Source organism: Stenotrophomonas sp. AG209, assembly GCF_003550055.1.
Lineage (GTDB): Bacteria > Pseudomonadota > Gammaproteobacteria > Xanthomonadales > Xanthomonadaceae > Stenotrophomonas.
This window is the reverse complement of sequence record NZ_QXDB01000001.1, coordinates 686,857-710,832: the sequence shown is the minus strand read 5'-3', so window position 1 is coordinate 710,832 and position 23,976 is coordinate 686,857. Positions and strand designations below refer to the sequence as shown.

Sequence of the window (23,976 nt, the reverse complement as noted above, 5' to 3'; positions counted from 1 at the left end):
GGCTCAGCCGAACCAGCCGTGCAGCATCCACGGCGCATGCGGGTCATTGCGCTCACGGAAGGCCCAGCCGCGCTGGCCGTGCGTGGTTTCCACCACGTAGTAGTCGCGGCGCGCGTCGGCCTGGTCCCACCAGCCTGATTCGATCCGCTCCGGCCCGGCGACGATGCGCAGGCGCGGGTCACGCAGCGGTTGCGGGGTGTCCAGCAGCCAACCGGGGCGCAGTGGCCAGTATGCCGGTGGCTTGGCCGCAGGCTGGGTGCCGCTGGCACGCTCGGGGCGGTGGTCGGCCTGCACGGCCAGCGGTTGCACGGCGTCATCGCCCAGCCGCGCCCGCAGGCGCTCGCGCAGCTGGTTCCAGGGCATCGCCTGCGCCGGCCGGGTGTCGAACAGGTCGCGCGCGGCGGGCACGAACGGTGGCAGCTGTTCGGCCTGCAGGCGCAGTGCGCGGCTGCCAGCGGGCAGGGCGAACGCTTCCATGCGGTTGCGTGCGATCTCGAACAGCAGCGCAGGATCGCGTTCGGGTGCCAGCAGGCCGATGGTCAGCACGCTGGCCGGCAGCAGGTCATGCTCGAAATGCAGGTCGAAGCGCTGTACGCCGCCATCGCGCGAACACAGGAAGGCCGCCAGGTCCAGCAGCAGGCGGCGCAGCGGGAACAGCAGGGCCTGGCTGGATTCGATCTCGTATTCGAATTCGATGCGTGCATCGAAACGGTCCGGTGGCTGGTAGTAGCGCAGTGGCGCGGTGGGCAGGCCGCGCAATGCGTCCAGCTGTTGCAGCACGTCGGGCGCGAAGCGCCGGGCCAGGCTGTCGCGCGGCAGCTCGAGTACCGCACCCAGCGTGCGCAGCCCGGAGCGGCCGAGCACGGTCACTGCGTCGCTGGGCAGGCCGCAGCGCGGCAACGGCAGCTGCGCCAGCGCCGCCGGCAGCTGCTGCGCATCGATGCCAAGGCCATCGTGGACGTTGGCCAGAACGCGCGCGGCATGCGCCGTGGGCGCGGCCACCAGACGGTGGCGGAACCCGAGTTCATGCAGTTCGTTGCGCAGGCGCTTTTCGATCGTCAGCCAGTCACCGAACAGGGCACGGCTGGCGCCGATTTCCAGCACCAGTGCATGCGGGAAATCGAGGCTGACCTGCGAGCTGTAGGCGTAGGCCCAGCTGGCCAGCAGCTGGCGGGTGTGCTGTTCGGCGTTCGGGTCGTAGTCGTGCAGGTGCATGTCCTGCACCAGCACCTGCGCGGCCGACAGCAGCATGCCCGGGCGCAGCCCCGCTGCGCGTGCGGACGGGCTGACCGCACGCAGCACGCGGCGCTGCGCCGGCCCCTGCAGCAACACCAGTGGCCGCTGCGGATCCGGTTGCAGGCGCAGCACGCTGTCCAGCGCCAGCTGCGGCAACAACAGGCAGGCCCAGTGCATGGCGCGGCCTCAGTGGGCGATGGCCAGTGGCAACGGCTGCGCGGGTGGCAGGCCGCCACGGCACTTCAGCACCCGTACCTGGCCGTGGTCGAGCTGCAGGCGCAGGCTGGCCGGGGAAGGATTGCGTGCTGCCTGCGCCTCGCGGAACACGAAGCCCAGGCACTGGCCGCTGTCGGCCGCTACCTGCAGCCGGCGCAGGGCGCGGTCGTCGGCCTGGTGTGGCCAGCACAGCACCGCCGCGCAGGCCGCAGAGCGCAGGCATTGTTCGGCGGCCCACAGCGCCTGTTTCGGCGCGGCGTGGATGATCTGCAGCTGGGCCAGGTCCAGCCCGGCGGCGGCCCAGGCCGGGGCATGCGGGCGATAGGGCGGGGCGACCAGCACGATCGGGCGGTCGCGCTGGCTCAGCTTCGCCAGCGCCGGCCAGACCAGGGCCAGCTCGCCCACGCCGGGCGCTGCCTGCAGTACCTCGCACAGCCCGCTGGCCGGCCAGCCACCGCCGGGCAGGCGTGCATCCAGTGCCGGGTGGCCGCTGGCCAGGTGGTCGCTGGCCGGTCCCTGGCGGGCCGGGCCACGCCACAGCTGGCGGCCGTCCAGCAGCCGGTCGAGGGCGACGACGGCGCCCATCAGCCGGTCCTCCAAGGGAGGCGCCAGGCGGGCTGGAAGCGGCAGGAATGGGCGGAAACGACAGGCATGGCGCGAGTATCGACGGGCCGGTATCAGGGGCTGAGACCGGACATGCTACTCGCCTTGTGAGTAGAATTACTAATGAAATTGACGGGCCGGGTTTCAGGTTGCTGAAGGGGTAAAGCATCCACGCATGGCGTGGATCTACTGGACAGAGCCCCGGTAGATCCACGCCAGGCATGGATGGGAGAACGGTGCCGACCAGGGCCGGCACCCACAGGCCCCGGTTACGGGCGGACCGGCAGCGCGACCGGGCGCAGCGGCGCGGCATCGCCACCGCGGATCTTCAGCGGGCCGCCAATGAAAGCGAACTCGTAGACCTTGTCGCGGGCCAGTTCGTCCAGCGCCACCAGCTCGATGATCGGCGCACCCTGCTGCGCCAGCAGGTAGGTGTGCAGCGGCACGTAGTCGTCGGACACTTCCGAGGGGAAGGTCTCGAAGCTCAGGTTGTCGGCGCCGACGATCATCGCGCCGCTGTCCTCAACCAGGAAGCGCGCCGCGTCCAGGCCCATGCCTGGCGGATTGGCCATGTAGGCCCTGGGCTGCTCGAACAGGCGCATGCGGCCGGTGCGGATCAGCACGATGTCACCCTGCTGCAGCTTCACCTGCTGGCGTGCCAGCGCATCCTTCAGGTCCTGGCGGGTGACGCGGTAGCTGTCCGGCAGCATGTCCACGCCCTTGGCGCCGGCCACGTCGATCAGTACGCCACGCGCGATCAGCGGTGGGAATTTCTCGATGCCGGTGACGTTCCAGCCACGGTCGCCGAGGTGCTTGTCGGCCTCGAAGCCGTTCCAGATCTTTCCGTGGATGCCGAAGTGGTTCAGCGCATCGATGTGGGTGCCGGTGTGGCTGTACATCGAGAACGCGGTGCCGGTGTAGCTGCGGGTGAGGTTCATGGTTTCACCCACGCCCATCGGGTCGTCCATCACCGTGCCGCGCGGGGTGTGGGTCATCCAGAACTGGTAGTGCGGGTCGCCGGCATCCTGCCAGCTGGGCATGCCGACGTAGTACTCGGTGGCCAGGTCATAGGCCTTGCCGCCGCTGACCCGCGACAGGATCGCCGCGCGCGAGGCCTCGGTGATCAGGTTGAGGCGGCCGATCTCGTCCTTCGGCCCCCAGGGGCTGGTGCCGACCTGCTGGCCGGAAGGAACGCGTTCATGCGCCGACACGGTGGTGGAAGCGGCGGTGCCGGCCAGCAGCAGGGCCAGCGCGGTGGCCAGGGTACGTGGGGTCATGGGGAATCTCCTTGCAGGGTGGGGGACGGTGCGGCTCAGGCCGCGACCAGGGGCGCCAGGGCCTGGCGCAGTTGCGGCAGCGGCAGGGTCTGCAGGCGCAGGCCGTTGCCGCCGATCACGGTGGGAATGGAGCGGATGCCGAGGGCAGCGGCTTCGGCACGATCGGCCTGCACGCGCTGGCGGACTGAGTCGCTGCGCATGTGGTCAGCGAAGGCGCCACGTGGATGGCCCAGCGATTCGGCGATATCCAGCAGGACTTCGGCATCGCCGATGTTGCGGTGCTGGTGCAGGTGCGCCCATTGCACCGCGTCGAACATCGCGCCATGGGCGTCATTGCCGCCGATCAGCCCTGCGGTCTGGCAGGCCAGTGCGCCGAGCCAGCCGGACGGATACTCGAAGTCCTGTGCGCGCATGCCTTCGATATCGATGCGCGCGGTGTCTTCATGCGTGGCGCAGTCGGTCCAGTGGCGCAGGATGATCGCCTTGGCGCGCTCCATCGAGCCGAACACCTCGACCATCCGCGCGCGCGAGTCCTGCAGCACGAAGCTGCGGTGGCGCACCTGGATGCCGAGTTCGGCGGAGACCTGCTGCAGGCGCGGGGCCAGTACGAAGCACCAGCCACAGACCACGTCGTGGAAGAAATCGACCACCGGCGCAGCGGTGGCGGGGGAAGGAACGGAAGACATCTGCCTGCCATCGGTGAGAGGGGAGGCGGCAGGTTAGGCAGCGCGACGTGGCCGAAACAGCACGCCGCGGGCAGCTCAGTTTTCGCTGGCGGTTACGAATCCAGGCCGGCGCAGCCGGGCAGCTCGGCGTGCAGGAAATCGATGAAGGCACGCACCTTGGGCTGCAGGTGGCGTGATGTGGGATAGACCGCATGCACGAAGCGCGGCGGATAGCGGTGGTCGGGCAGCACCTGCTGCAGTTCGCCACGGGCCAGCGCCGGTGCCGCCAGGAACGAGGGCAGGGCACCGATGCCCATGCCGGCCACCAGCAGGTCGCGCAGCAGCAGGCTGTTGTTGACGGTGACACGCGCCGGCAGGGTGATCGTTACCTGGCCATCGGGGCCGAGCAGCGGCCAGCTGCCGGGCGAGTCGGACAGGCTGTAGGCCAGCACGCTGTGCGCCTGCAGCTCGTCCACCGCTTGCGGTGCCGGATGCTGCCGCAGGTAGGACGGGGCCGCGCACAGCACCTGCTGCAGCGAGGCCAGCCGGCGCGCCACCAGTCGCGAGTCATCCAGCTCTGCACGCAGCCGCAACGACACGTCGAAACCCTCACCGACCGCATCAAGCAGGCGGTCTTCCATCACCAGGTCCAGCGACAGCTGCGGATGCTGCTGCAGGAAGCGCGGCAGCAGCGGCGACAGCGTGCTCAGCGCGAACGATTGCGGTGCATTCACGCGCAGGCGCCCGGCCACCTCGCCACGCTGCTCGGCGATGCCACGTTCCAATGCGTCCAGCTCGTCGAGCAGGCGGCAGCATTCGCGGTAATAGGCGTGGCCGGTCTCGGTCAGGCTCATGCGCCGCGTGGTCCGCTGCAGCAGCACCACGCCCAGGTGTGTTTCCAGCGTGCGCAACTGCTTGCTCAACCCGGCCGGCGACATGCCCAGGTCTTCGGCGGCGCGGGCCAGCCCGCCGCGTTCGACGATGCGGCGGAAGGCGCGCATCAGGTTGAAGGAATCCATGCCGGCCTCGGGCGCGATGAGGGCGCCATTGTAGATCCACGCCATGCGCGGATGCGGGAAACGCGGTGCCGACCACGATGGACATCCACCAGAGGCGGGCCGTGTTGCGCCGTTTGTTCAAGCCCGCAACCATCCCGCCACGCCAGCATGCAGGCCCCTCACGTTTCGGGTTGCCCATGAAGCACTGGATCCTCCGCCTGTATGCCCCGTTGTTCCTGCTGGGTTTCGTTGTCGCTGCCGTCGTCTGGATCGGCCACTGCCACGGTGACCCGCTATGGTTGCTGGCCTTGCTGGCGATCGCCATCGCGGTCTCGTTCGCCGCCGAGCGCGCGTGGCCCTACGACCCTGTGTTCAACCACGACCACGGCGACAGCCTGCGTGACGCCCTGCATGCACTGGTGAACGAAAGCCTGAACCTGCTGTCGATCGCGGCGGTGCCGCTGCTGGCGGCAATCATTCCATGGCAGGCCTGGCCGCTGCAGTGGCCATTCGCGCTGCAGGTGCTGCTGGCCATCGTCTGCGCCGACCTGGGTATCACTCTGGTGCACTACGCCAGCCATCGCATCGGCTGGCTGTGGCGGCTGCATGCGGTGCATCACAGCGTCACCCGCATGTACGGTTTCAACGGTCTGATGAAACACCCGCTGCACCAGGCGGCCGAAGCCGTCGGTGGCGTGCTGCCGCTGCTGGTGCTGGGCCTGCCGATGCCGGTGGCCGCGGTGCTGGCGTTCGCCATTGCCATCCAGCTGCTGCTGCAGCATTCCAACGTGGACATGCGCCCGGGTGTGCTGGGCCGGGTGATGGCCTGGGCGCCGCTGCACCGCTTCCACCACATGCGTTACGGCACCGCCGGCGACGTCAACTTCGGCCTGTTCCTGACTGTCTGGGATCACCTGCTGGGGACCGCCTTCGATGCGCCCGGCTATCGGCTGCAGCAACGCGACCTCGGCATCGGCAGCCAACCGGACTATCCGCGCGATTATCCGGGGCAGCTGCTGGCGCCGTTCCGCGAACTGCCGCATGGCGAGGTGCCGGCGCTGCCGGACGGGTTGCGCAGGCGCGGATGATCGGCGGTGTCAGGCCGCATGCAGCTGCAGGCCGTGCAGCTGTGCGGCACCGATGCCGAACATGCGGCGCAGGCTGCGTGACAGATGGGCGAGGTCGGCGAATCCGGCCGCGTGCGCGCTGTCGGTCAGGCTGTACCCGCGCAGATGATGTGTGAGCGCGCTGCGCAGCCGTTGCCACAGCACCCAGCCGCGCAGGGTCACCGCCAGATCGGACTGGAAGCGCCGATGCAGTTGGCTGGTCGATAGATGCGCCGCCTCGGCGATATCGGCGGCCGGCACCGGGCCGGGCAGGTGCTGGGCGATACGGGACAGCGCCGCCTGTACGCGGCGGTCCAGCGGTTGCGGCCGGCTCAGCCGTGGCAACCAGTCGTGCAGCGCCAGCGCGTTGCCCGGCAGCGCGTGCAGGTGCTGCTGGATCTGTTCGGGATCGGCGTGCGTCGGCTCCAGGAACACCGTGCAGCCCGCTTCCGGTGCCGACAGGATTGCGTGCGGCTGGAATGACGGCAGCCACAGCCGCTGGCCCTGCTGCTGCACGCCATCGATCTCGACCTGCCAGGGCGCGCCGTCGCTCAGCAGCAGTTGATGGGCGTAGTGCGCGTGCGTATCGCTTTCACCGGCGTGGCCCTGCAGCACGGCTACGTGAGCATCCAGCAGCAGCGTGCCATTCCAGGGCAGGGCGGGGGAGGACATGGAGGGATTGTAGATCCACGCCATGCGTGGATGAATCTAGATCGAAATCGATTAATTCGACGATTGATCGAAGAGCATCCACGCATGGCGTGGATCTACTGCAGATTGCGGCGAATTGTCGAAGGCGGGGTGGGTCCGGTTGCGGGGGCGTGAGCCGCATGGATGCGGCGACCGAGGCTACATGGACGTACTTGCGCCGTCCCCCGCAACCGGACCCACCCCGCCCCCCCACGGATAGCCGCTTTTGCTTTTGAGGTTGCCGGCCAGCGGCCGGCACTACCGCGGGTGCCGGGCGCAGCCCGGCCGTGCGTACCCTCACCGCCCGTGCGGGTCGGGCCGGTGATGTACGTACTCGACCACGGTGCCATCGGGATGCACCGCATTGAACGCCGCCCCGGTCGGGACCACCTGCAGCGGGAAGATGATCTCGGCGCCCGCGGCGACCAGCTTGTCGTGATAAGGCCGAACGTCATCGACCAGCAGCGTCCCCGTGGTCGAGGTGAACGGCGCCAGTGCTTCATCGCACCCTTCGATCAGCAGGAATGCACCGACCATCGCCAGGCGCAGGCCGGCATCGGGAAACGGAAAACCCGCATCGGCCACCACGCCCTGCAGCTGCTCGTAGAAGGCCACGCTGCGCTCCAGTTCGCCAGGCGCAACAAATACCCGGATCAGCACGCGTGGGCTGCGCTGGCTCGAGGTATCACAGCGGTCGCGCCAGAGATGATCGAAGTCGCGGTGAATGTTCATGGGCGGGGTTCAGGGCCGGTGACGCCCCATTATCGGCAGCCCCGTGCGGCCTGCTGATGACTGCCGGTGATGGCCTGATAACCGGCGGCCAGGTTGCCCCTGTGACTTAGGTCCTGTTGACAGGTGTGAACGCCCTCGCACAATCTTCACATGATTGGGTCGCCCTGCGCGGCCCGGGCAGGCAGGTTGTCACGCCGGGAGGAGGGTCCCGCGCGCAGACCGGCCCGTCCTTCGGCCTGCGGGACGTTGCCTGGCAACCCCTGCGCGGCATGAACGCTGCACCCTTCGGCGGCACTTTCCCTGGACCGATTGCCTTGGCAACGGAATTACGCCTGCCGATGAAAACGTTTACAAAGCCGCTTGCACTGTCCCTGGCCCTGTCTGCCGCACTCGCCGCCCCGGCCTGGGCCGATCCTGCGGCCTTCACCGTGTTGACCCTGGAACAGGCGCCGGATGCGGCCGCGATGCCGGCCCTGGCCGCCCAGCTGAAGAGCCTGAAGGTGGACGCGGTGAGCGTGCGCCAGGTGCAGCGCGGCATCGGCCAGGTCGATCCGCTGCAGGTGCTGGCCGATGGCCTGGGCTACGAGTACCGCTTCATTGCGGCGGGCAAGGACGATGGCCAGACCCAGCGCGGCCAGGCTGTGCTGACCCGGTTGCCGATCGCTGCCGAATCCGGTCCGGACCAGCCGGGCCTGAACTACCTGCGCCTGGACGATGGCCGCCACACCGTGGCGGTCTACACCGATGCCGGCGCAGGTGCCGCACAGCTGCCGGCGCTGGTCACGCGCTCGCGGTTGGGCGCACCGGCGGTGCTGCTTGGCGCGGTGGCCGGTGAATCGGCCAAGGCCGCAGGCTTCGACCCGGCGCGTGTGGCGCTGGAAGCGGATGCCAGCTATTTCAGCGACGGCTTCCAGGCCGCCAGCAGTGCACCGTTCAAGGTGGAAGGCAGCACTCTGCGTGCCACGCTGCTGACCCTGGCCTACGCCGCCGACAAGCACGGCGACACGCCGTGGATGGACACCACCCTCAACGCCGATGCGCGCGCTGCGCTGCTGCTGAAGGCGATGACCGAGGATGAGAAGTTCCAGATGCTGCACAGCTACTTCGGGCTGGGCAAGGATGGCGGCCCGCTGCCGGAAGGTGCGGTCGGCTCGGCCGGTTTCGTGCCGGGCGTGGCGCGCCTGGGCATTCCGTCGCAGCAGTCGGCCGATGCCGGCGTCGGCGTGACCAATCCGGGTGGCATCCGCCCGGGCGACTTCGCCACGGCGATGCCGTCGGGCCCGTCCACCGCATCGAGCTGGAACCCGCAGGTTGCCTTTGCCGGGGGCGCGACGATGGGTCGCGAGGCATGGCAGCAGCGCTTCAACATCCTGCTGTCGGGCAGCGTCAACCTGCAGCGCGACCCGCGCAACGGCCGCAATTTCGAGTACGCCGGCGAAGACCCGCTGCTGGCCGGCTCGATGGTCGGCGCGCTGATCCAGGGCGTGCAGAGCCAGCACGTGATCTCCTCGATGAAGCACTTCGCGCTGAACGACATGGAGACCCGTCGCAACTTCCACGACGTACGCATCGGCGAACAGGCCATGCACGAGTCCGACCTGCTGGCCTTCGAGATCGCGCTGGACGCCGGCCGCCCGGGCGTGGCGATGTGCTCGTACAACAAGATCAACGGTACCTACGGCTGCGAGAACGGCTACCTGATGAACCAGGTGCTGAAGCAGGAATGGAAGTTCCCCGGTTTCGTGATGTCCGATTGGGGCGGCGTGCACAGCGGTTCCAAGGCGGCGCTGGCCGGCCTGGACCAGCAGTCGGCCGGTGAAGTGTTCGATGCGGCGGTGTTCTTCGATGAACCGCTGCGCCTGGCCGTGCATGGCGGCGTGGTGCCGCAGGCGCGCCTGAACGACATGGTGGCGCGCATCCTGCGCACGATGTTCCTGCACGGCAACTTCGACAACCCGCCGCAGCACCAGAAGGTCGACGCCGAGGCCGGTTTCGCCGTCGCCCAGCGCACGGTGGAAGAGGGCAGCGTGCTGCTGCGCAATGAAGGCAACCTGCTGCCGTTGGCCGACAGCGTGAAGCGCATCGTCATCATCGGTGGCCATGCCGACAAGGGCGTGATCGGCGGTGGTGGTTCATCGATGGTGGGCGTGACCGCCAAGGGCACCAACGCAGTGCCGGGCGTGCTGCCGACCACTTGGCCGGGCCCGGTGATCTTCCACCCGTCCTCGCCGCTGGAATCGCTGCGTGCGGCGCGTCCGGGTGCAACCTTCGAGTATGTGGACGGCAGCAATGCCGCCGCTGCGGCCAAGGCAGCCGCGCAGGCCGACGTGGCCATCGTGTTCGCCACCCAGTGGGCGGCCGAATCGGTGGACCTGCCGGACATGCAGTTGCCGGACAACCAGGACGCCCTGATCTCGGCGGTGGCCAAGGCCAACCCGAAGACCGTGCTGGTGCTGGAAACCAACGGCCCGGTGCGCACGCCGTGGCTGGCGCAGGTGCCGGCGATGCTGCAGGCCTGGTACCCGGGCATCCGCGGTGGCGAAGGCATTGCCGCGCTGCTGACCGGCCAGGTCAATCCTTCCGGCCGCCTGCCGGTGACCTGGGTGGTGGACGAATCGCAGCTGCCGCGCCCGCACATCGACGGCCTCGGCTTCAAGCCGGCCAAGCCGTTCGGTGATGTGTTCGATTTCGATATCGAAGGCGCCAACGTCGGCTACAAGTGGATGGCGGCCAAGGGCCTGACCCCGACCTTCGCGTTCGGCCATGGCCTGTCCTATACCTCCTTCGCCTATGAAAACCTGAAGGTGAGCGTGGAAGGCTCGCGCCTGGTCGCCAGCGTCGACATCCGCAACACCGGCAAGCGCGCCGGTGCCGACGTCGCCCAGCTGTACCTGAAGTTGCCGGCCGGCAGCACCACGCCGATCCGCCTGATCGGCTATGACAAGGTGAACCTGCAGCCGGGCGAACAGCGCCGCATCCGCATCGAAGCCGAGCCGAAGACCCTGGCCCACTACGATGCGCAGGCCCGCCAGTGGAAGATCGACGGCGGCACCTACCAGGTGCAACTGTCGCGCAACGCCGCCGAACCGCTGCAGACGGTGGATGTGCCGCTGGTGGAGCAGGTGCTGCGCTGATGCCTGAAGACACGGCCCGGCACAGGGCCGTGTCTGAAAAAGGGGACGGAGGGGATTAAGTCGTTTATGCATAAACGACTTAATCCCCTCCGTCCCCTTTTCATGTGGCGAACCACCCGCGCAGGAAATCGATCAGCTGCCGCACCTTCGGTGAGGGCTGCGTGCTGTGCGGGTAGACCGCGTACACGCTCTGCTGCGGGAGGCGGTGCTGGCGCAGCACCGGGCGCAGGCGATCCTGGGCCAGGTCGTCCTCGATCAGCCAGCGTGGCAGCACGGTGACCCCGGCGCCGGCCACGGCGAAGGCGCGCAGGCTGCTGGCGCCGTCCACGCGCACCACTGCACTGCCCGGGTTGGTGGCAAACAGGGCGTCGCTGCCATCCGGTGCCACCACCGGCACGTCGGTCAGGCGCGGGTAGCCGAGGCGGGGCAGGGTGCCCAGCTGCACGGGGTCATCGGCAGCATCGGCAGAGGGCAGGCGTGCCAGCAGGGACGGAGCCGCCACCGCGCACAGTGGGTGCTGTTCCAGTTCGCTGGCGTGCAGGCCCGAATCGGGCAGACGGCCGAGGCGGATCGCCAGGTCGAAGCGTTCGGGAATCAGGTCGGCCGGCGCGGGTGACGTCGACAGGTGCAGCTGCAGAGCCGGATGCCGCGCACGGAAGGCTTCCAGTGCGGGAATCAGGCGCAGCTGTGCGTACTCCGGTGTGGTGGTCAGGCGCAGTACGCCCTGCAGCTGGTGCTGGTCGCGGCGCGCGGCATCGATCGCCGCCTGCGCGGCATCCAGCGCCTGCACGCAGTGCTGCAGGAACTGCTCGCCGGCATCGGTCAGGGCCAGGTGACGGGTACTGCGCAGCAGCAGGGTGACACCCAGCTCCTGCTCCAGCCGCTTCAGGTTGAAGCTGACCACCGCACGGCTCAGGCCCAGACGATCGGCGGCGGCGGTCAGGCTGCCGGCCTCGACCACGGCGCGGAAGATATCGAAGCGATCAAGGCTGACCATAGCGGTCCATTGTCAAAACGGGTTTGACAGTGTTGCAGCTGTCGTCGTGTTTTTCCAACAAGGCCCGGGCGGCATGCTGGCCGCTTCCCCGCTGGAGCGCCGCCGATGCCATCCCCCCGCCTGCGCCATGAGGCGATCTTCCTGCTGGTGTTCGCCCTGGATCTGGTCAACATGTTCATTGCCACGGTGGCCTATCCGGCATTGGCGGCGGAACTGCATGCCGACGTCGCTACCCTGGCCTGGGTCGGCACCGCCTACATGCTGGGCCTGAGCGTGGTGATTCCGCTGGCGCCCTGGCTGGCCGCGCGCTGTGGTGAGCGTCGCCTGCTGCTGGTGGCGTTGCTGCTGTTCGCGGTTGCCGCTGCGCTGGCCGGCGCCGCACCGGATATCGGCTGGCTGCTGGGCTGGCGCCTGCTGCAGGGCTTGGCCGGTGGCCTGCTGATTCCGATGGCACAGGCGGCAGCGTACCGACAGTGCACGCCCGACCAGCGTGGCGCGCTGACCCGCCGCATCCTGCTGGTGGCGCTGCTGGTGCCGGCACTGGCGCCAGCGCTGGGCGGCCTTCTGGTGCAGTGGTTGTCCTGGCGCGGTGTGCTCTGGGCCAGCCTGCCGCTGGCCGTGGTGGCGATTGGGCTGGTGCTGGCGTGGATGCCGGCCGACGGGGCGCGTAGTGCACCACGCCTGCAGGCCTATGCGCTGTCCACCGCGATGCTGGCGCTGGGCGCGCTGCTGCTGGCGCTGACCTGGCTGGGCGAACCCGGCCATCGGGCCGCCGGTGCCGTACTGCTGTTGATCGCATTGCTGTTGGCAGCGGCCCACCTGCGGCATGCACGGCAGCAGGTGCAGCCCCTGCTGCGCTGGTCACTGCTGTCCCATCGGAGCCTGCGCCTGGCGATGCTGGTCTATCTGGCAGTGCCCGGTGTGTTCATCGGCAGCCAGTTGGTCAGCACGCTGCAGTTGCACCAGGCCGGCTACAGTGCCGCGCGCATCGGCGCGTTGATGCTGCCGTGGGCGCTGGCCTCGGCCATTGCGATCACGGCCAGCAGGCGCCTGCTCGCCCGCTTCGGCCCGGCCACGGTACTGCGTACGGGCATGCTTCTGCAGGCCAGCGGCCTGCTACTGATGGCGCTGCTGCCGCAGCCGCACGTCGCCTTGGCCGGACTGCTGTTCGCGCTGATGGGCGCCGGCGGCAGCCTGTGCAGCAGTACCGCGCAGACGCTGGCCTTCCATGGGGTCGAGGGCGAAGCATTGGGCGATGCCAGCGCACTCTGGAACCTCAACCGCCAGCTCAGCTTCTGCCTGGGCACCGCGGCCATCGCGCTGCTGCTGGCATTGGCCATGCAATGGCTGCCGGCCCATGCCACGCGCGTAGCGCTGGGGCTGGCCGCCGTACTGACCCTGCTGCCTCTGGCGCTGTTGCGCCGGCCGCAACAGCTTTCCTTTCCGCAACCCGAGAATGCCTGATGGATACCACCGCAGAACATGAAATCCACCACCTGCACGACAAACTGCAGGCCTGGTTCCGTGCCGACGTCGGCACCGACGCGCTGGAAGACCTGATGGCGCATTTCTGCGCGGACTTCAGCATGGTCGGCATCGCCGGGCGCCGGTTGGATCGGCAGGCTGTGCAGGTGCTGTTCGAGGGCGGCCATGGCGCGCGTCCGGGCCTGCAGATCTGCATCGAAGCCGTGCAGGCGGTGGCGGCGCCGTTGCCGCTGGCGGTGCTGCGCTATCGCGAAGGGCATTCGGTGGGCGAAGGGACGGTTGCCTGGCGGGAATCGTTGGCCGTGCTGCGGCAGGAAGAGGGCCGTTGGCGCTGGCTGGCGCTGCATGAGGTAGCGGCAGCCTGACCGGTCGTGCCGGTCGCCGGCGAGCGCAGCGGCACCGGAGGCACATGTGCCATCAGTCCTGCCTGCATCCACCGCAGAATGCAAAGCCTGCACACACTTCACGGCACGGGGCAGGAGTAGGCTTGAGGCTTTCCTGCCGGGAGGGGTTGTCCATGCGTGTGCGTGCCGTTGCTGTAGCCATCGCCCTTTGCCTGTCCAGCACCGTGCTGGCTGCCGATACCCCGCCGATGACCCCGGACATCAACGGCAAGCCCTTTGTTGCCCCCGATGTCGGCCGCGACTACGACAAGCGCGTGGTGATGGTGCCGATGCGTGATGGCACCAGGCTGTATACGGTGATCGTGGTGCCCAAGGGCGCCCACAACGTGCCGATCCTGCTGACCCGTACGCCCTACGATGCCGCTGGCCGCGCCAACCGCAGTGATTCGCCGCGCATGCGCGACCTGCTGCCGCAGGGCGACGAGGTGTTCGTCGATGGCGGTTACATCCGTGTGTTCCAGGATATCCGTGGCAAGTACGGCTCGGAAGGCGATTACGTGATGACCCGGCCGCTGCGCGGGCCGTTGAACAACACCAAAGTCGACCATTCGACCGACGCCTGGGACACCATCGACTGGCTGGTGAAGAACGTGCCGGAGAGCAACGGCAAGGTCGGCATGCTCGGCTCGTCGTACGAGGGCTTCACCGTGGTGATGGCGCTGACCGACCCGCACCCGGCGCTGAAGGTGGCTGCGCCGCAGAGCCCGATGGTTGATGGCTGGATGGGTGACGACTGGCTCAACTACGGTGCGTTCCGCCAGGTCAATTTCAACTATTTCGCGATGCAGACCGAGAAGCGCGGCAAGGGCACGCCGCTGCCCAGCCTCGGCTACGACGACTACAGCACCTTCCTGCGCATCGGTTCGGCCGGCGACTACGCGCGTTTCACCGGCGTGGACCAGCTGACCTGGTGGAAGAAGCTGGTCGAGCACCCGGCCTATGATGGCTTCTGGCAGGGCCAGGCGCTGGACGCGGTGATGGCGAAGACACCGTTGAAGGTGCCGACCATGTGGCTGCAGGGCCTGTGGGACCAGGAAGACATGTGGGGTGCCAACCACGCCTACCAGGCGATGGAAGGGCGCGACAGCGGCAACAACCGCAACTACCTGGTGATGGGCCCGTGGCGGCACAGCCAGGTGAACTACAGCGGCAGCGAGCTGGGTGCGCTGAAGTTCGATGGCGATACCGCGCTGCAGTTCCGTCGCGATGTGCTCAAGCCGTTCTTCGACCAGTACCTGGTGGACGGTGCGCCGAAGGCGGACACACCGCCGGTGCTGATCTACAACACCGGTGAAAACCACTGGGATCGCCTCAAGGGCTGGCCGCGCAGCTGCGACAAGGGCTGTGCTGCCAGCAGCAAGCCGTTGTACCTGCGTGCCGGCGGCAAGCTGGCATTCCAGGCGCCGGCGGCGGGCGAGGGTGACTTCGAGGAATACGTATCCGACCCGGCCAAGCCGGTGCCGTTCGTGCCGCGCCCGGTCCGCTTCGGCGACCGCGACATGTGGACCACCTGGCTGGTCAAGGACCAGCGTTTCGTTGATGGCCGCCCGGACGTGCTGACCTTCATCACCGAACCGCTGACCGCGCCGTTGCGCATCGGCGGCGCGCCGGTGGTGCACCTGCAGGCCTCGACCAGTGGCACCGACAGCGACTGGGTGGTGAAGCTGATCGACGTGTATCCGGACCAGGAAGCGTCGACGCCGGAGATGGGCGGTTACGAGCTGCCGGTGTCACTGGCGATCTTCCGTGGCCGCTACCGCGAAAGCTTCAGCGATCCGAAGCCGCTGGCTGCCAACGAAGTGCTGCCGTACCGCTTCGACCTGCCCAACGCCAACCACACCTTCCAGAAGGGGCACCGGGTGATGGTGCAGGTGCAGTCCAGCCTGTTCCCGTTGTACGACCGCAACCCGCAGACCTACGTGCCGAATATCTACCTGGCCAAGCCGGGCGATTACCAGAAGGCCACGCAGCGGGTCTGGCACAGTGCGGCGCAGGCCAGCTACATCGATCTGCCGGTGTATTGAGTTTGATGAGGTACGCCGGGTGCGCGATACCCGGCGGCTGCGGTAGTGCCGGCCGCTGGCCGGCAACCGCAATGGCGTGAAAGCGTGTCGACCAAGGTCGACATCTACCAGGGCAGGAGCTGCTACCCCACCTTTGACGGGCCGGTGCGCCAGCGGCTGGGCACCAGGCCGAAGCGTTTACGGAACGCGGCGGCGAAGTTGCTGGGATGGCGGTAGCCACTGGCAGCGGCGGCCTGCTCAACCGTCCATCCGTCTTCGCGCAGGCCCTGTTCGGCATGGCGCATGCGCTGCTCGTGCAGGTAGTCGAATACCGAGCTTCCATACTGCTGGGCAAAGTGGCGGCGCAATGAGCTGGGGCTCATGCAGGCCAGCCGGGCCAGCTCGATCAGGCTGTGTGCATGGCTGGGGTCGTCATGCAGGTAGCTGCGCACCCGTTCCAGGCGCTCACGCTGGCCGGCGCGCAGCGTGCGCACCTGATCGGTCTGCAGATCCTCGGCCTGCAGGCCGAGGGCCAGCAGCTGCAGTGCCACGCCTTCGCGCCACAAGGCGTCGATGCCGTCCTGCCACGGGCTGTCGAACAACTGGCCCAGCACCGGCAGCATGGTGTGGGGAATGGCCCAGTGGCGGCATTCCAGGTGCGTGCCAAGCGCTTTTTCCAGCTGTGGCATCTGGAAGACATCCGCGTCGATGCCACCCGGCACGATCACGCTGACCCCACGCAGGCGCGTTTCGCCGGGGTGTGCGCCGGTCATCTCGATCTGGTCGCGATGGTGGGCGGTCATCGCGGTGCCGGCACGCAGGGTGAAACTTCCGCGTCGCGGGATACGCACGTCGACCTGGCCCTGCAGCATCACGCGGATGGCGAGCCCGGGGCGCTGCTGCGCGGTAGCCACATAGGGGAACCGGTTATGCACGTCGGAGGCGATCAGGCTCATGCCACCGCGCATGAACTGTTCGTTGACTTCGCCGCGGCCGGCCCACTGGTCGTCGCGCAGGTGTTCCGGATCAGCGCGGTAATCGAAGCCATGGCGTTGGCCGAAGCGGCGGTAATCGGCAAAGGTGAAGTATCGGGACATCGCTCGGCACGTACAGGAGGGGGAGGCGCTGGCGGCCATGGGCCCCTGTGCTGCCGCGTAGCGGGCAGCCTGGAAGGCCGGAAAACGCCAGGTTGGAGGGAATGTGTCGAAGAAACTGGAAACGCTTCCCATTGTCGCTGCGAATCATTCGCAGGGGATTTGAATACGGTCAAACCGATTGGTCATTACGGCCAAGTTGAACGGGGCGTCGAACATACGCCAGCGTTTTGGCGCTATATCCGTACTTGATTCCCTACATGAACTTCGGTTGAGGTTTCATTGCTGGAACGATCCGCGGACAGGCTGTTGGTCTGCTCGTCACAGCGGCCGGCGTAGGGTGATGGATTGGCGGCCGCGCGCCGCATCGCTACCCCCACTGATGGAGAATGCAGATGATTGATTACCAGTTGACCGGCAAGACCGCGATCGTGACCGGCGGCGTGTCGGGCATCGGCCTGGCCGTGGCGCAGACGCTGGCCGCATCCGGTGCCCGTATTTCGGTCTGGGACCTGAAGCAGGATGCGGTGGATGCCACCGTGGCGCAGTTGCGCAGCACCGGTGCACAGGCCATTGGCATCGCGCTGGACGTCACCGACGACGTTGCGGTGGAGGCAGCCGTGCAGCGCACGATCAAGGAACTCGACGGCCTGCATGTGGCGGTCAACAACGCCGGTATCGGCGGGCCGGCGGCCAGCAGCGGTGACTATCCGATCGATGGCTGGCAGCGCGTGATCGACGTCAACCTCACCAGTGTGTTCCTGTGCCAGCGTGCGCAGATCCAGGCGATGCGGACGGCCGGCACCGGCGGCAGCATCATCAACATGGCCTCGATCCTGGGCCAGGTCGGCTATGCCGGTTCCACTGCGTACGTCGCGGCCAAGCACGGCGTGGTCGGGCTGACCCAGACCGCCGCCTGGGAGCATGCGGGCGATGGTATCCGTGTCAATGCAGTCGGCCCGGGTTTCATCAGCACGCCGCTGCTGGAGAAGATGGACCCGAAGGTGCGTGCCACGCTGGAAGGGCGGCACGCGCTGAAGCGGCTGGGTACGGCGGAGGAAGTGGCGGCACTGGTGGCCTGGCTGGCCAGTGACGATGCCTCGTTCGCGACCGGCGCGTACTACGCCATCGATGGTGGCTACCTCGCGCAGTGATGCGTTGAACGCAGGGTGCGGTGACGCCGGGCATGGCCCGGCGCTACCAGGTGAACGGACTGTGGCGTGGCCTTCACCTCTGTGCCACGGGTGCCACGCGACGCTCCGGGAAACTCCCGGAGCCTGCCCATGGAACTCACCCAGGATGTCTCGATCCTGCTGCGCGTGGCCGCAGCAATGCTGTTCGGCGGCGTGCTCGGCGTCGAGCGCGAGATGGGCAAGCACGCTGCCGGCCTGCGCACGCACATGCTGATTGCCGGCGCTGCTGCGCTGATTGTTGGACTCGGCGATTCAGTGGCGGAGCATTTCCAGCAGGAGCGTTACCGTGACCTGCTGCAGGTTGACCCGGTACGTCTTATCGAAGCGGTGGTGGCCTGCGTGGGATTCGTGGCCGCCGGCACCATCCTGCGTGGCTCACGCGAGGACCAGGTCAGCGGATTGACCACCGCAAGCTCGCTGATTATGGCGGCGGCCATCGGCATCGCCGTGGGCATCGGCAAATACGTGATTGCAATCGGGGTGAGCGTGCTGTGCGTGCTGGTGCTGGCGGTGATGCGGCGGTTGGAGAAGCGGATTTCGTAAGGAATCTCGAGTTGCCGGCCAGCGGCCGGCACTACCATAGGGATCTATTTGGTCGGACCAATATGGCGCCTAGCCCTATGGTCTAATAGGCGCTTCGCCGGAGTGGCGGTTAAATCCGCTCCACGTGGTTCGATGATTCCGCTTATTGGTAGGACCAATAAATATCGATCACGGCGACCCACCGCCCGCGGTGGAGCACATCCCGCCCCAGTCGAGAGCCTTCATGCAGCCCTGGCAACATCTGTACGACCCCGCCGGCAACCTGTGGTTGTCCAGCCTGATCGCGCTGCTGCCGATCGCGTTCTTCTTCGTCGCCCTGGCCGTGCTGCGCATGAAGGGCTGGCTGGCCGGCACGATCACCGTGGCCATCGCACTCGGCGTGGCCCTGCTGTTCTACCGCATGCCGTTGACCCAGGCGCTGGGCGCGGCCGGGTTCGGCTTCGTCTACGGGCTGTGGCCGATCGCCTGGATCATCATCGGCGCGGTGTTCCTCTACAAAGTCTCGGTCAAGACCGGGCAGTTCGACATCATCCGCGCCTCGATCCTGTCGGTGACCGAAGACCAGCGCCTGCAGATGCTGATGGTCGGCTTCGCCTTCGGTGCCTTCCTCGAAGGTGCGGCCGGCTTCGGCGCGCCGGTGGCGATTACCGCGGCGCTGCTGGTCGGGCTGGGCTTCAAGCCGCTGTATGCCGCCGGCCTGTGCCTGATCGTCAACACCGCGCCGGTGGCGTTCGGGGCGATGGGCATTCCGATCATCGTGGCCGGGCAGGTCACCGGCCTGGACGCGTTCGAGATCGGCCAGATGGCCGGCCGCCAGCTGCCGTTCCTGACCCTCATCGTGCTGTTCTGGATCATGGCGATCATGGATGGCTGGCGCGGCATCAAGGAAACCTGGCCGGCGGTGCTGGTGGCCGGTGGTTCGTTCGCCATCGCCCAGTACCTGACCTCCAATTTCATCGGCCCGGAACTGCCGGACATCACCGCGTCGCTGGCGTCGCTGGTCTGCCTGACTTTGTTCCTGCGCCGCTGGAAGCCGGTACGGATCTTCCGCTTCGACACCGAAACCAGCGCCGAGGCGGCTGCACAGGCACTGGAAGCGCCGCGCTACAGCGTCGGCCAGATCGCCAAGGCGTGGTCGCCGTTCCTGATCCTCACCGCGATGGTCACGCTGTGGAGCATCAAGCCGTTCAAGTCGCTGTTCGCGGCGGGCGGCCCGCTGGAAAGCTGGGTGCTGAAGCTCCCGGTGCCGGGCCTGGACCAGATGGTGCAGAAGATGCCACCGATCGTGGACGCGCCACTCAGCTACGAGGCGGTCTACAAGTTCGACTGGTTCTCGGCCACCGGTACGTCGATCATCCTCGCCGCAGTGATCGCCATCATCGCGCTGCGCATGCCGGCCCGGTCGGCGTTGCAGACCTTCGGTGAGACGGTGCGTGAGCTGCGCATGCCGATCTATTCGATCGGCATGGTGCTGGCCTTCGCCTTCATCGCCAACTACTCGGGCCTGTCGGCAACGCTGGCGCTGGCACTGGCGCACACCGGTGACGCGTTCCCGTTCTTCTCGCCGTTCCTGGGCTGGCTGGGCGTGTTCCTGACCGGCTCGGACACCTCGTCCAACGCGCTGTTCTCGGCGCTGCAGGCCACCACCGCGCAGCAGATCGGCGTAGCCGACGTGCTGCTGGTGGCGGCCAACACCACCGGTGGCGTTACCGGCAAGATGATCTCGCCGCAGTCGATTGCCATTGCCTGCGCCGCGGTCGGCCTGGCCGGCAAGGAATCGGACCTGTTCCGTTTCACGGTCAAGCACAGCCTGATCTTCACCACGATGGTCGGCCTGATCACCCTGGCGCAGGCCTACTGGCTGACCTGGATGATTCCCTGAGCCATGCACGGTCAGCCGACCACCCGCTGCGCGCTTCGGGCCACAATGGCGCCATGAGCACGCAACGCATTTCGGACAAGGTGGCCGCGCAGCTGCGCGGCCTGGTGCAGGAACAGCGGCTTCAGCCGGGTGACCGGTTGCCGGCCGAGCGCACCCTGGCGGTACAGCTGGGGGTCTCGCGCACCGCGCTGCGCGAGGCCATCGCGCAGCTGGCCAGCCAGGGCCTGCTGACCGCACGGGTGGGTGGCGGCACCTACGTGGCCGAACCCGCGGCGCGCGCGCGGCAGGCGCTGGATGAACCGCTGGCGCCGTACCTGCCGCTGTTCCAGGGCGACCCGGAGTACCGCTTCGACGTGCTGGAGATCCGCCACGCGCTGGAAGGTGCCACCGCCTGGCATGCGGCGCTGCGTGCCACCGACGAGGACCGCACGCGCATCGCCCAGGCCTTCCAGACCATGATGGACGCGCACGGCAAGGACGACCCCACCGGCGAAGCCGAGGCCGACGCCGCCTTCCACCTGTCCATCGCCGAGGCCTCGCACAACCTGGTGCTGCTGCAGGTGATGCGCGGCCTGTTCGAACTGCTGCAGACCAACATCTCGCAGAGCCGCGAGAAGCTCTATACCTCGGCGAGGACCTTCTCGCCGCTGTCCGACCAGCACCGCGAGATGATGGACGCGGTGCTGGCCGGCGACCCCGAACGCGCGCGCGCCGCCGCGCATGCCCACCTCGAGTTCGTGCACACCACGCTGCGCACCCTCGATGACAACGAAGCCCGGCGTGCGCGGGCCTCGCGTCTACCTTCCCCACACGGTTGACCCCATGATCATCTCCGCCTCCACCGATTACCGTGCCGCAGCGCAACGCCGGCTGCCGCCGTTCCTGTTCCACTACATCGATGGCGGCGCGTATGCCGAGCACACGCTGAAGCGCAACGTTTCCGACCTGTCCGACATCGCGCTGCGCCAGCGCATCCTGCGCAACATGTCCGACCTGAGCCTGGAAACCGAGCTGTTCGGCGAAAAACTGGCGATGCCGGTGGCGCTGGCACCGGTCGGCCTGACCGGCATGTATGCCCGGCGCGGTGAAGTACAGGCGGCGCGCGCGGCCGACAGCCGCGGCATCCCGTTCACCCTGTCCACCGTATCGGTGTGCCCGATCGAGGAAGTGGCCCCGGCGATCCAGCGGCCGATGTGGTTCCAGCTGTACGTGCTGCGCGATCGTGGCTTCATGCGCAATGCGCTGGAGCGGGCGCAGGCCGCGGGCGTGACCACCCTGGTGTTCACCGTGGACATGCCGGTGCCGGGCGCGCGCTACCGTGACGCGCACTCGGGCATGAGCGGCCCGAACGCCTCGCTGCGCCGCATCGGCCAGGCCATCACCCATCCGCACTGGGCGTGGGACGTGGGCCTGTTCGGCCGCCCGCATGACCTCGGCAACATCTCCACCTACCGTGGCAACCCGACCGGGCTGGAGGATTACATCGGCTGGCTGGGCAGCAACTTCGATCCGTCCATTTCGTGGAAGGACCTGGAGTGGATCCGCGAATTCTGGAAGGGCCCGATGGTGATCAAGGGCATCCTCGACCCGGATGACGCGCGCGATGCGGTCAAGTTCGGCGCCGATGGCATTGTGGTCTCCAACCACGGTGGCCGCCAGCTGGATGGCGTGCTGTCCACCGCGCGTGCATTGCCGGCGATTGCCGATGCGGTGCAGGGCGACCTGAAGATCCTCGCCGATTCCGGCATCCGCACCGGCCTGGACGTGGTGCGCATGCTGGCGCTGGGGGCCGATACCGTGCTGCTGGGCCGTGCCTTCGTCTATGCGCTGGCCGCACAGGGCGAGGCCGGCGTGGCCAACCTGCTGGACCTGATCGCCAAGGAGATGCGCGTGGCGATGACACTGACCGGCGCGCGCCGCATCGCCGACATCGGTCGCGATTCGCTGGTCAGCCTGCCATGAATGGCCACGATGCCGTGCTGGCGCAGTTGCGCGACGCAGTCGGCAGTCGCCACGTACTGACCGGCGACAAGGCCACCCGCCGTTTCCGCCGTGGCTACCGCTTCGGTGAGGGCCCGGTGCTGGCGGTGGTGCGCCCGGGCACGCTGCTGGAGCTGTGGCGTGTGCTGCAGGCGGCGGTGCAGGGCGGCGCGGCTATCATCCTGCAGGCAGCCAACACCGGCCTGACCGGTGGCTCGACCCCGGATGGGAACGACTATGGGCGTCCGATCGTGCTGGTCAGCACGCTGCGCCTGACCGGCATCCAGCTGTTGAACGAAGGCCGGCAGGTGCTGTGCCTGCCCGGCGCGACACTGGACCGGCTGGAACAGACGCTGGCGCCACTGGGCCGTGAACCGCATTCGGTGATCGGCTCGTCCTGCATCGGCGCCTCGGTGCTGGGCGGCATCTGCAACAACTCCGGCGGCGCGCTGGTGCGTCGCGGCCCGGCCTACACCGAGCTGGCACTGTATGCGCAGGTCGATGCGCAGGGCCAGCTGCAGCTGGTCAACCATCTGGGCATCGCGCTGGGCGATACGCCCGAGCAGATCCTGCAGCGCCTGCAGGCGGGTGATTACCGTGCTGCCGACGTGGGTGACGGTGACGGCCGTGCCGCCTCCGATCCGCGCTACGCCGAGGAAGTGCGCCGGGTCGATGCCGATACGCCGGCACGCTTCAACGCCGACCCCAGCCGCCACTTCGAGGCAGCGGGATCTGCCGGCAAGCTGGCAGTGTTCGCGGTGCGCCTGGACACCTTCGAGAAGGAGGCGGCCGAGGTCTTCTATATCGGCAGCAACCGTACCGACAGCCTCACCGCGATCCGGCGCCAGCTGCTGACCGGCTTCGAACGCCTGCCGATTGCCGGCGAATACATCCACCGCGATGCCTATGACATCGGCGAGCGCTACGGCAAGGACAGTTTCCTGCTGATCGATCGCCTCGGCACCGCGCGTGTGCCGGCCGCGTTCGCATTGAAGAGCCGGGTTGACGGCTGGTTCGAGCGGCTGGGCCTGCGCGGGGTGACCGACCGGGTGATGCAGGTGCTGACCGGCCTGCTGCCCTCGCACCTGCCCAAGCGCATGGGCGAGTTCCGCCAGCGCTACGAGCATCATCTGCTGCTGAAGGTCTCCGCGCAGGACGCAGCGGAAACCGAGGCCTGGCTGCGCGGCTTCTTCGCCGACCACGAGGGCGGTTACTTCCACTGCACGGCCGATGAGGGGCGCAAGGCCTTCCTGCATCGCTTCGCCGTGGCGGGTGCGGCGGTGCGCTACCGCGAGGTGCACCGCGACCAGGTGCAGGACATCGTGGCGCTGGACATCGCCCTGCGCCGTGATGACGCCGACTGGTTCGAGCAGTTGCCGGCCGATATCGACGGCCGCCTGCTGCACAAGCTGTACTACGGCCACTTCCTGTGCCACGTGTTCCACCAGGACTACATCGCACGCAAGGGCGAAGACCCGATGGCGATCGAGCATGCGATGTGGGCGCTGCTGGACCAGCGTGGCGCCGAGTATCCGGCCGAGCACAACGTCGGCCACCTGTACCCGGCCAAGCCTGCGTTGGCCGGGTTCTACAAGCAGCTGGACCCGAGCAACACGTTCAACCCCGGTATCGGCCAGACGTCGAAGGCGAAGGGGTGGGGCAGCTGCGATTGCAGTGGGCATTGACGGATACAACGCGGCTTTGCTGTAGAGCCGAGCCTATGCTCGGCTGCTCTTCC

At 67.9% G+C, this 23,976-nt stretch carries 20 protein-coding genes; 11 read left to right on the top strand and 9 right to left on the bottom strand.

All coding sequences use genetic code 11. The features are described 5' to 3' along the window. Positions 1-3 precede the first annotated feature (3 nt). The 5 genes from DFO63_RS03265 to DFO63_RS03245 all read right to left on the bottom strand — a co-directional run bounded on the left by DFO63_RS03265 (position 4) and on the right by DFO63_RS03245 (position 5,061). Positions 4-1,413: a DNA polymerase Y family protein gene (locus tag DFO63_RS03265; RefSeq protein WP_119006435.1), complete on the bottom strand. Its 1,410-nt coding sequence runs from the start codon at positions 1,411-1,413 to the stop codon at positions 4-6. A 9-nt stretch (positions 1,414-1,422) separates the two neighbouring features. Beyond that, the gene (imuA, locus tag DFO63_RS03260; protein ID WP_087922892.1) at positions 1,423-2,037 is read right to left on the bottom strand and encodes a translesion DNA synthesis-associated protein ImuA; all 615 of its coding nucleotides are present in this window, start codon (positions 2,035-2,037) and stop codon (positions 1,423-1,425) included. A gap of 287 nt (positions 2,038-2,324) precedes the next feature. Beyond that, the gene (locus DFO63_RS03255; RefSeq protein WP_008266828.1) at positions 2,325-3,332 is read right to left on the bottom strand and encodes a cyclase family protein; all 1,008 of its coding nucleotides are present in this window, start codon (positions 3,330-3,332) and stop codon (positions 2,325-2,327) included. Between the two features lie 35 nt (positions 3,333-3,367). Next, positions 3,368-4,018: a DsbA family protein gene (locus tag DFO63_RS03250; protein WP_119006434.1), complete on the bottom strand. Its 651-nt coding sequence runs from the start codon at positions 4,016-4,018 to the stop codon at positions 3,368-3,370. A gap of 92 nt (positions 4,019-4,110) precedes the next feature. Further along, the gene (locus DFO63_RS03245; protein ID WP_182474386.1) at positions 4,111-5,061 is read right to left on the bottom strand and encodes a LysR family transcriptional regulator; all 951 of its coding nucleotides are present in this window, start codon (positions 5,059-5,061) and stop codon (positions 4,111-4,113) included. A gap of 131 nt (positions 5,062-5,192) precedes the next feature. Between DFO63_RS03245 and DFO63_RS03240 the strand changes: the two genes are divergently transcribed. Continuing rightward, positions 5,193-6,083: a sterol desaturase family protein gene (locus DFO63_RS03240; RefSeq protein WP_119006433.1), complete on the top strand. Its 891-nt coding sequence runs from the start codon at positions 5,193-5,195 to the stop codon at positions 6,081-6,083. A 9-nt stretch (positions 6,084-6,092) separates the two neighbouring features. Here DFO63_RS03240 and DFO63_RS03235 read toward each other — a convergent pair whose 3' ends face one another. Together DFO63_RS03235 and DFO63_RS03230 are read right to left on the bottom strand one after the other, a co-directional pair. Then, positions 6,093-6,797 carry an AraC family transcriptional regulator gene (locus DFO63_RS03235; RefSeq protein ID WP_119006432.1) on the bottom strand — a complete coding sequence of 235 codons (705 nt, stop codon included), beginning with the start codon at positions 6,795-6,797 and terminating at the stop codon, positions 6,093-6,095. Between the two features lie 291 nt (positions 6,798-7,088). Beyond that, positions 7,089-7,523: a glyoxalase/bleomycin resistance/dioxygenase family protein gene (locus tag DFO63_RS03230; protein WP_014037567.1), complete on the bottom strand. Its 435-nt coding sequence runs from the start codon at positions 7,521-7,523 to the stop codon at positions 7,089-7,091. 338 nt (positions 7,524-7,861) lie between these two features. On the opposite strand from DFO63_RS03230, the gene DFO63_RS03225 reads away from it, so the two are divergent. Continuing rightward, positions 7,862-10,657 (top strand): glycoside hydrolase family 3 C-terminal domain-containing protein, encoded by a 2,796-nt coding sequence (locus DFO63_RS03225; protein WP_119006431.1) that lies wholly within the window; start codon positions 7,862-7,864, stop codon positions 10,655-10,657. Between the two features lie 100 nt (positions 10,658-10,757). Here DFO63_RS03225 and DFO63_RS03220 read toward each other — a convergent pair whose 3' ends face one another. Further along, positions 10,758-11,654 (bottom strand): LysR family transcriptional regulator, encoded by an 897-nt coding sequence (locus tag DFO63_RS03220; protein ID WP_119006430.1) that lies wholly within the window; start codon positions 11,652-11,654, stop codon positions 10,758-10,760. Positions 11,655-11,759: 105 nt separating this feature from the next. On the opposite strand from DFO63_RS03220, the gene DFO63_RS03215 reads away from it, so the two are divergent. From DFO63_RS03215 to DFO63_RS03205, 3 genes are all read left to right on the top strand, one after another. Continuing rightward, positions 11,760-13,118: an MFS transporter gene (locus DFO63_RS03215; protein ID WP_119006429.1), complete on the top strand. Its 1,359-nt coding sequence runs from the start codon at positions 11,760-11,762 to the stop codon at positions 13,116-13,118. Beyond that, positions 13,118-13,504 (top strand): DUF4440 domain-containing protein, encoded by a 387-nt coding sequence (locus DFO63_RS03210; RefSeq protein WP_119006428.1) that lies wholly within the window; start codon positions 13,118-13,120, stop codon positions 13,502-13,504. The genes DFO63_RS03215 and DFO63_RS03210 overlap by 1 nt, the downstream gene beginning before the upstream one ends. A 152-nt stretch (positions 13,505-13,656) precedes the next feature. Further along, complete coding sequence (locus DFO63_RS03205) at positions 13,657-15,567, top strand: CocE/NonD family hydrolase (RefSeq protein ID WP_119006427.1); 1,911 nt, start codon at positions 13,657-13,659, stop codon at positions 15,565-15,567. Between the two features lie 122 nt (positions 15,568-15,689). On the opposite strand, the gene DFO63_RS03200 is transcribed toward DFO63_RS03205, so the two are convergent. Then, the gene (locus DFO63_RS03200) at positions 15,690-16,643 is read right to left on the bottom strand and encodes an AraC family transcriptional regulator (protein ID WP_119006426.1); all 954 of its coding nucleotides are present in this window, start codon (positions 16,641-16,643) and stop codon (positions 15,690-15,692) included. 392 nt (positions 16,644-17,035) lie between these two features. Between DFO63_RS03200 and DFO63_RS03195 the strand changes: the two genes are divergently transcribed. The 6 genes from DFO63_RS03195 (at position 17,036) to dld (ending at position 23,923) form a co-directional block, all read left to right on the top strand. Next, positions 17,036-17,794, top strand: coding sequence for an SDR family NAD(P)-dependent oxidoreductase (locus tag DFO63_RS03195; protein ID WP_101766417.1), 759 nt, complete (start codon positions 17,036-17,038; stop codon positions 17,792-17,794). Between the two features lie 129 nt (positions 17,795-17,923). After that, positions 17,924-18,376, top strand: coding sequence for an MgtC/SapB family protein (locus tag DFO63_RS03190; RefSeq protein ID WP_005410036.1), 453 nt, complete (start codon positions 17,924-17,926; stop codon positions 18,374-18,376). 223 nt (positions 18,377-18,599) lie between these two features. Further along, positions 18,600-20,258 (top strand): L-lactate permease, encoded by a 1,659-nt coding sequence (gene lldP / locus DFO63_RS03185; RefSeq protein WP_101765676.1) that lies wholly within the window; start codon positions 18,600-18,602, stop codon positions 20,256-20,258. 53 nt (positions 20,259-20,311) lie between these two features. Beyond that, the gene (lldR, locus tag DFO63_RS03180; protein ID WP_012480578.1) at positions 20,312-21,076 is read left to right on the top strand and encodes a transcriptional regulator LldR; all 765 of its coding nucleotides are present in this window, start codon (positions 20,312-20,314) and stop codon (positions 21,074-21,076) included. 4 nt (positions 21,077-21,080) lie between these two features. Continuing rightward, positions 21,081-22,220, top strand: a complete 1,140-nt coding sequence (gene lldD / locus DFO63_RS03175) for an FMN-dependent L-lactate dehydrogenase LldD (protein WP_010485059.1) — start codon at positions 21,081-21,083, stop codon at positions 22,218-22,220. Next, positions 22,217-23,923 carry a D-lactate dehydrogenase gene (dld, locus tag DFO63_RS03170; protein WP_119006425.1) on the top strand — a complete coding sequence of 569 codons (1,707 nt, stop codon included), beginning with the start codon at positions 22,217-22,219 and terminating at the stop codon, positions 23,921-23,923. The genes lldD and dld overlap by 4 nt, the downstream gene beginning before the upstream one ends. Positions 23,924-23,976 lie beyond the last annotated feature (53 nt).

Bases quoted from the DNA above. Each gene is read 5' to 3' on its own strand.
- DFO63_RS03265 (WP_119006435.1), bottom strand. From the start codon at position 1,413: ATGCACTGGGCCTGCCTGTTGTTGCCGCAGCTGGCGCTGGACAGCGTG.
- imuA (WP_087922892.1), bottom strand. From the start codon at position 2,037: ATGGGCGCCGTCGTCGCCCTCGACCGGCTGCTGGACGGCCGCCAGCTG.
- DFO63_RS03255 (WP_008266828.1), bottom strand. From the start codon at position 3,332: ATGACCCCACGTACCCTGGCCACCGCGCTGGCCCTGCTGCTGGCCGGC.
- DFO63_RS03250 (WP_119006434.1), bottom strand. From the start codon at position 4,018: ATGTCTTCCGTTCCTTCCCCCGCCACCGCTGCGCCGGTGGTCGATTTC.
- DFO63_RS03245 (WP_182474386.1), bottom strand. From the start codon at position 5,061: ATGGCGTGGATCTACAATGGCGCCCTCATCGCGCCCGAGGCCGGCATG.
- DFO63_RS03240 (WP_119006433.1), top strand. From the start codon at position 5,193: ATGAAGCACTGGATCCTCCGCCTGTATGCCCCGTTGTTCCTGCTGGGT.
- DFO63_RS03235 (WP_119006432.1), bottom strand. From the start codon at position 6,797: ATGGCGTGGATCTACAATCCCTCCATGTCCTCCCCCGCCCTGCCCTGG.
- DFO63_RS03230 (WP_014037567.1), bottom strand. From the start codon at position 7,523: ATGAACATTCACCGCGACTTCGATCATCTCTGGCGCGACCGCTGTGAT.
- DFO63_RS03225 (WP_119006431.1), top strand. From the start codon at position 7,862: ATGAAAACGTTTACAAAGCCGCTTGCACTGTCCCTGGCCCTGTCTGCC.
- DFO63_RS03220 (WP_119006430.1), bottom strand. From the start codon at position 11,654: ATGGTCAGCCTTGATCGCTTCGATATCTTCCGCGCCGTGGTCGAGGCC.
- DFO63_RS03215 (WP_119006429.1), top strand. From the start codon at position 11,760: ATGCCATCCCCCCGCCTGCGCCATGAGGCGATCTTCCTGCTGGTGTTC.
- DFO63_RS03210 (WP_119006428.1), top strand. From the start codon at position 13,118: ATGGATACCACCGCAGAACATGAAATCCACCACCTGCACGACAAACTG.
- DFO63_RS03205 (WP_119006427.1), top strand. From the start codon at position 13,657: ATGCGTGTGCGTGCCGTTGCTGTAGCCATCGCCCTTTGCCTGTCCAGC.
- DFO63_RS03200 (WP_119006426.1), bottom strand. From the start codon at position 16,643: ATGTCCCGATACTTCACCTTTGCCGATTACCGCCGCTTCGGCCAACGC.
- DFO63_RS03195 (WP_101766417.1), top strand. From the start codon at position 17,036: ATGATTGATTACCAGTTGACCGGCAAGACCGCGATCGTGACCGGCGGC.
- DFO63_RS03190 (WP_005410036.1), top strand. From the start codon at position 17,924: ATGGAACTCACCCAGGATGTCTCGATCCTGCTGCGCGTGGCCGCAGCA.
- lldP (WP_101765676.1), top strand. From the start codon at position 18,600: ATGCAGCCCTGGCAACATCTGTACGACCCCGCCGGCAACCTGTGGTTG.
- lldR (WP_012480578.1), top strand. From the start codon at position 20,312: ATGAGCACGCAACGCATTTCGGACAAGGTGGCCGCGCAGCTGCGCGGC.
- lldD (WP_010485059.1), top strand. From the start codon at position 21,081: ATGATCATCTCCGCCTCCACCGATTACCGTGCCGCAGCGCAACGCCGG.
- dld (WP_119006425.1), top strand. From the start codon at position 22,217: ATGAATGGCCACGATGCCGTGCTGGCGCAGTTGCGCGACGCAGTCGGC.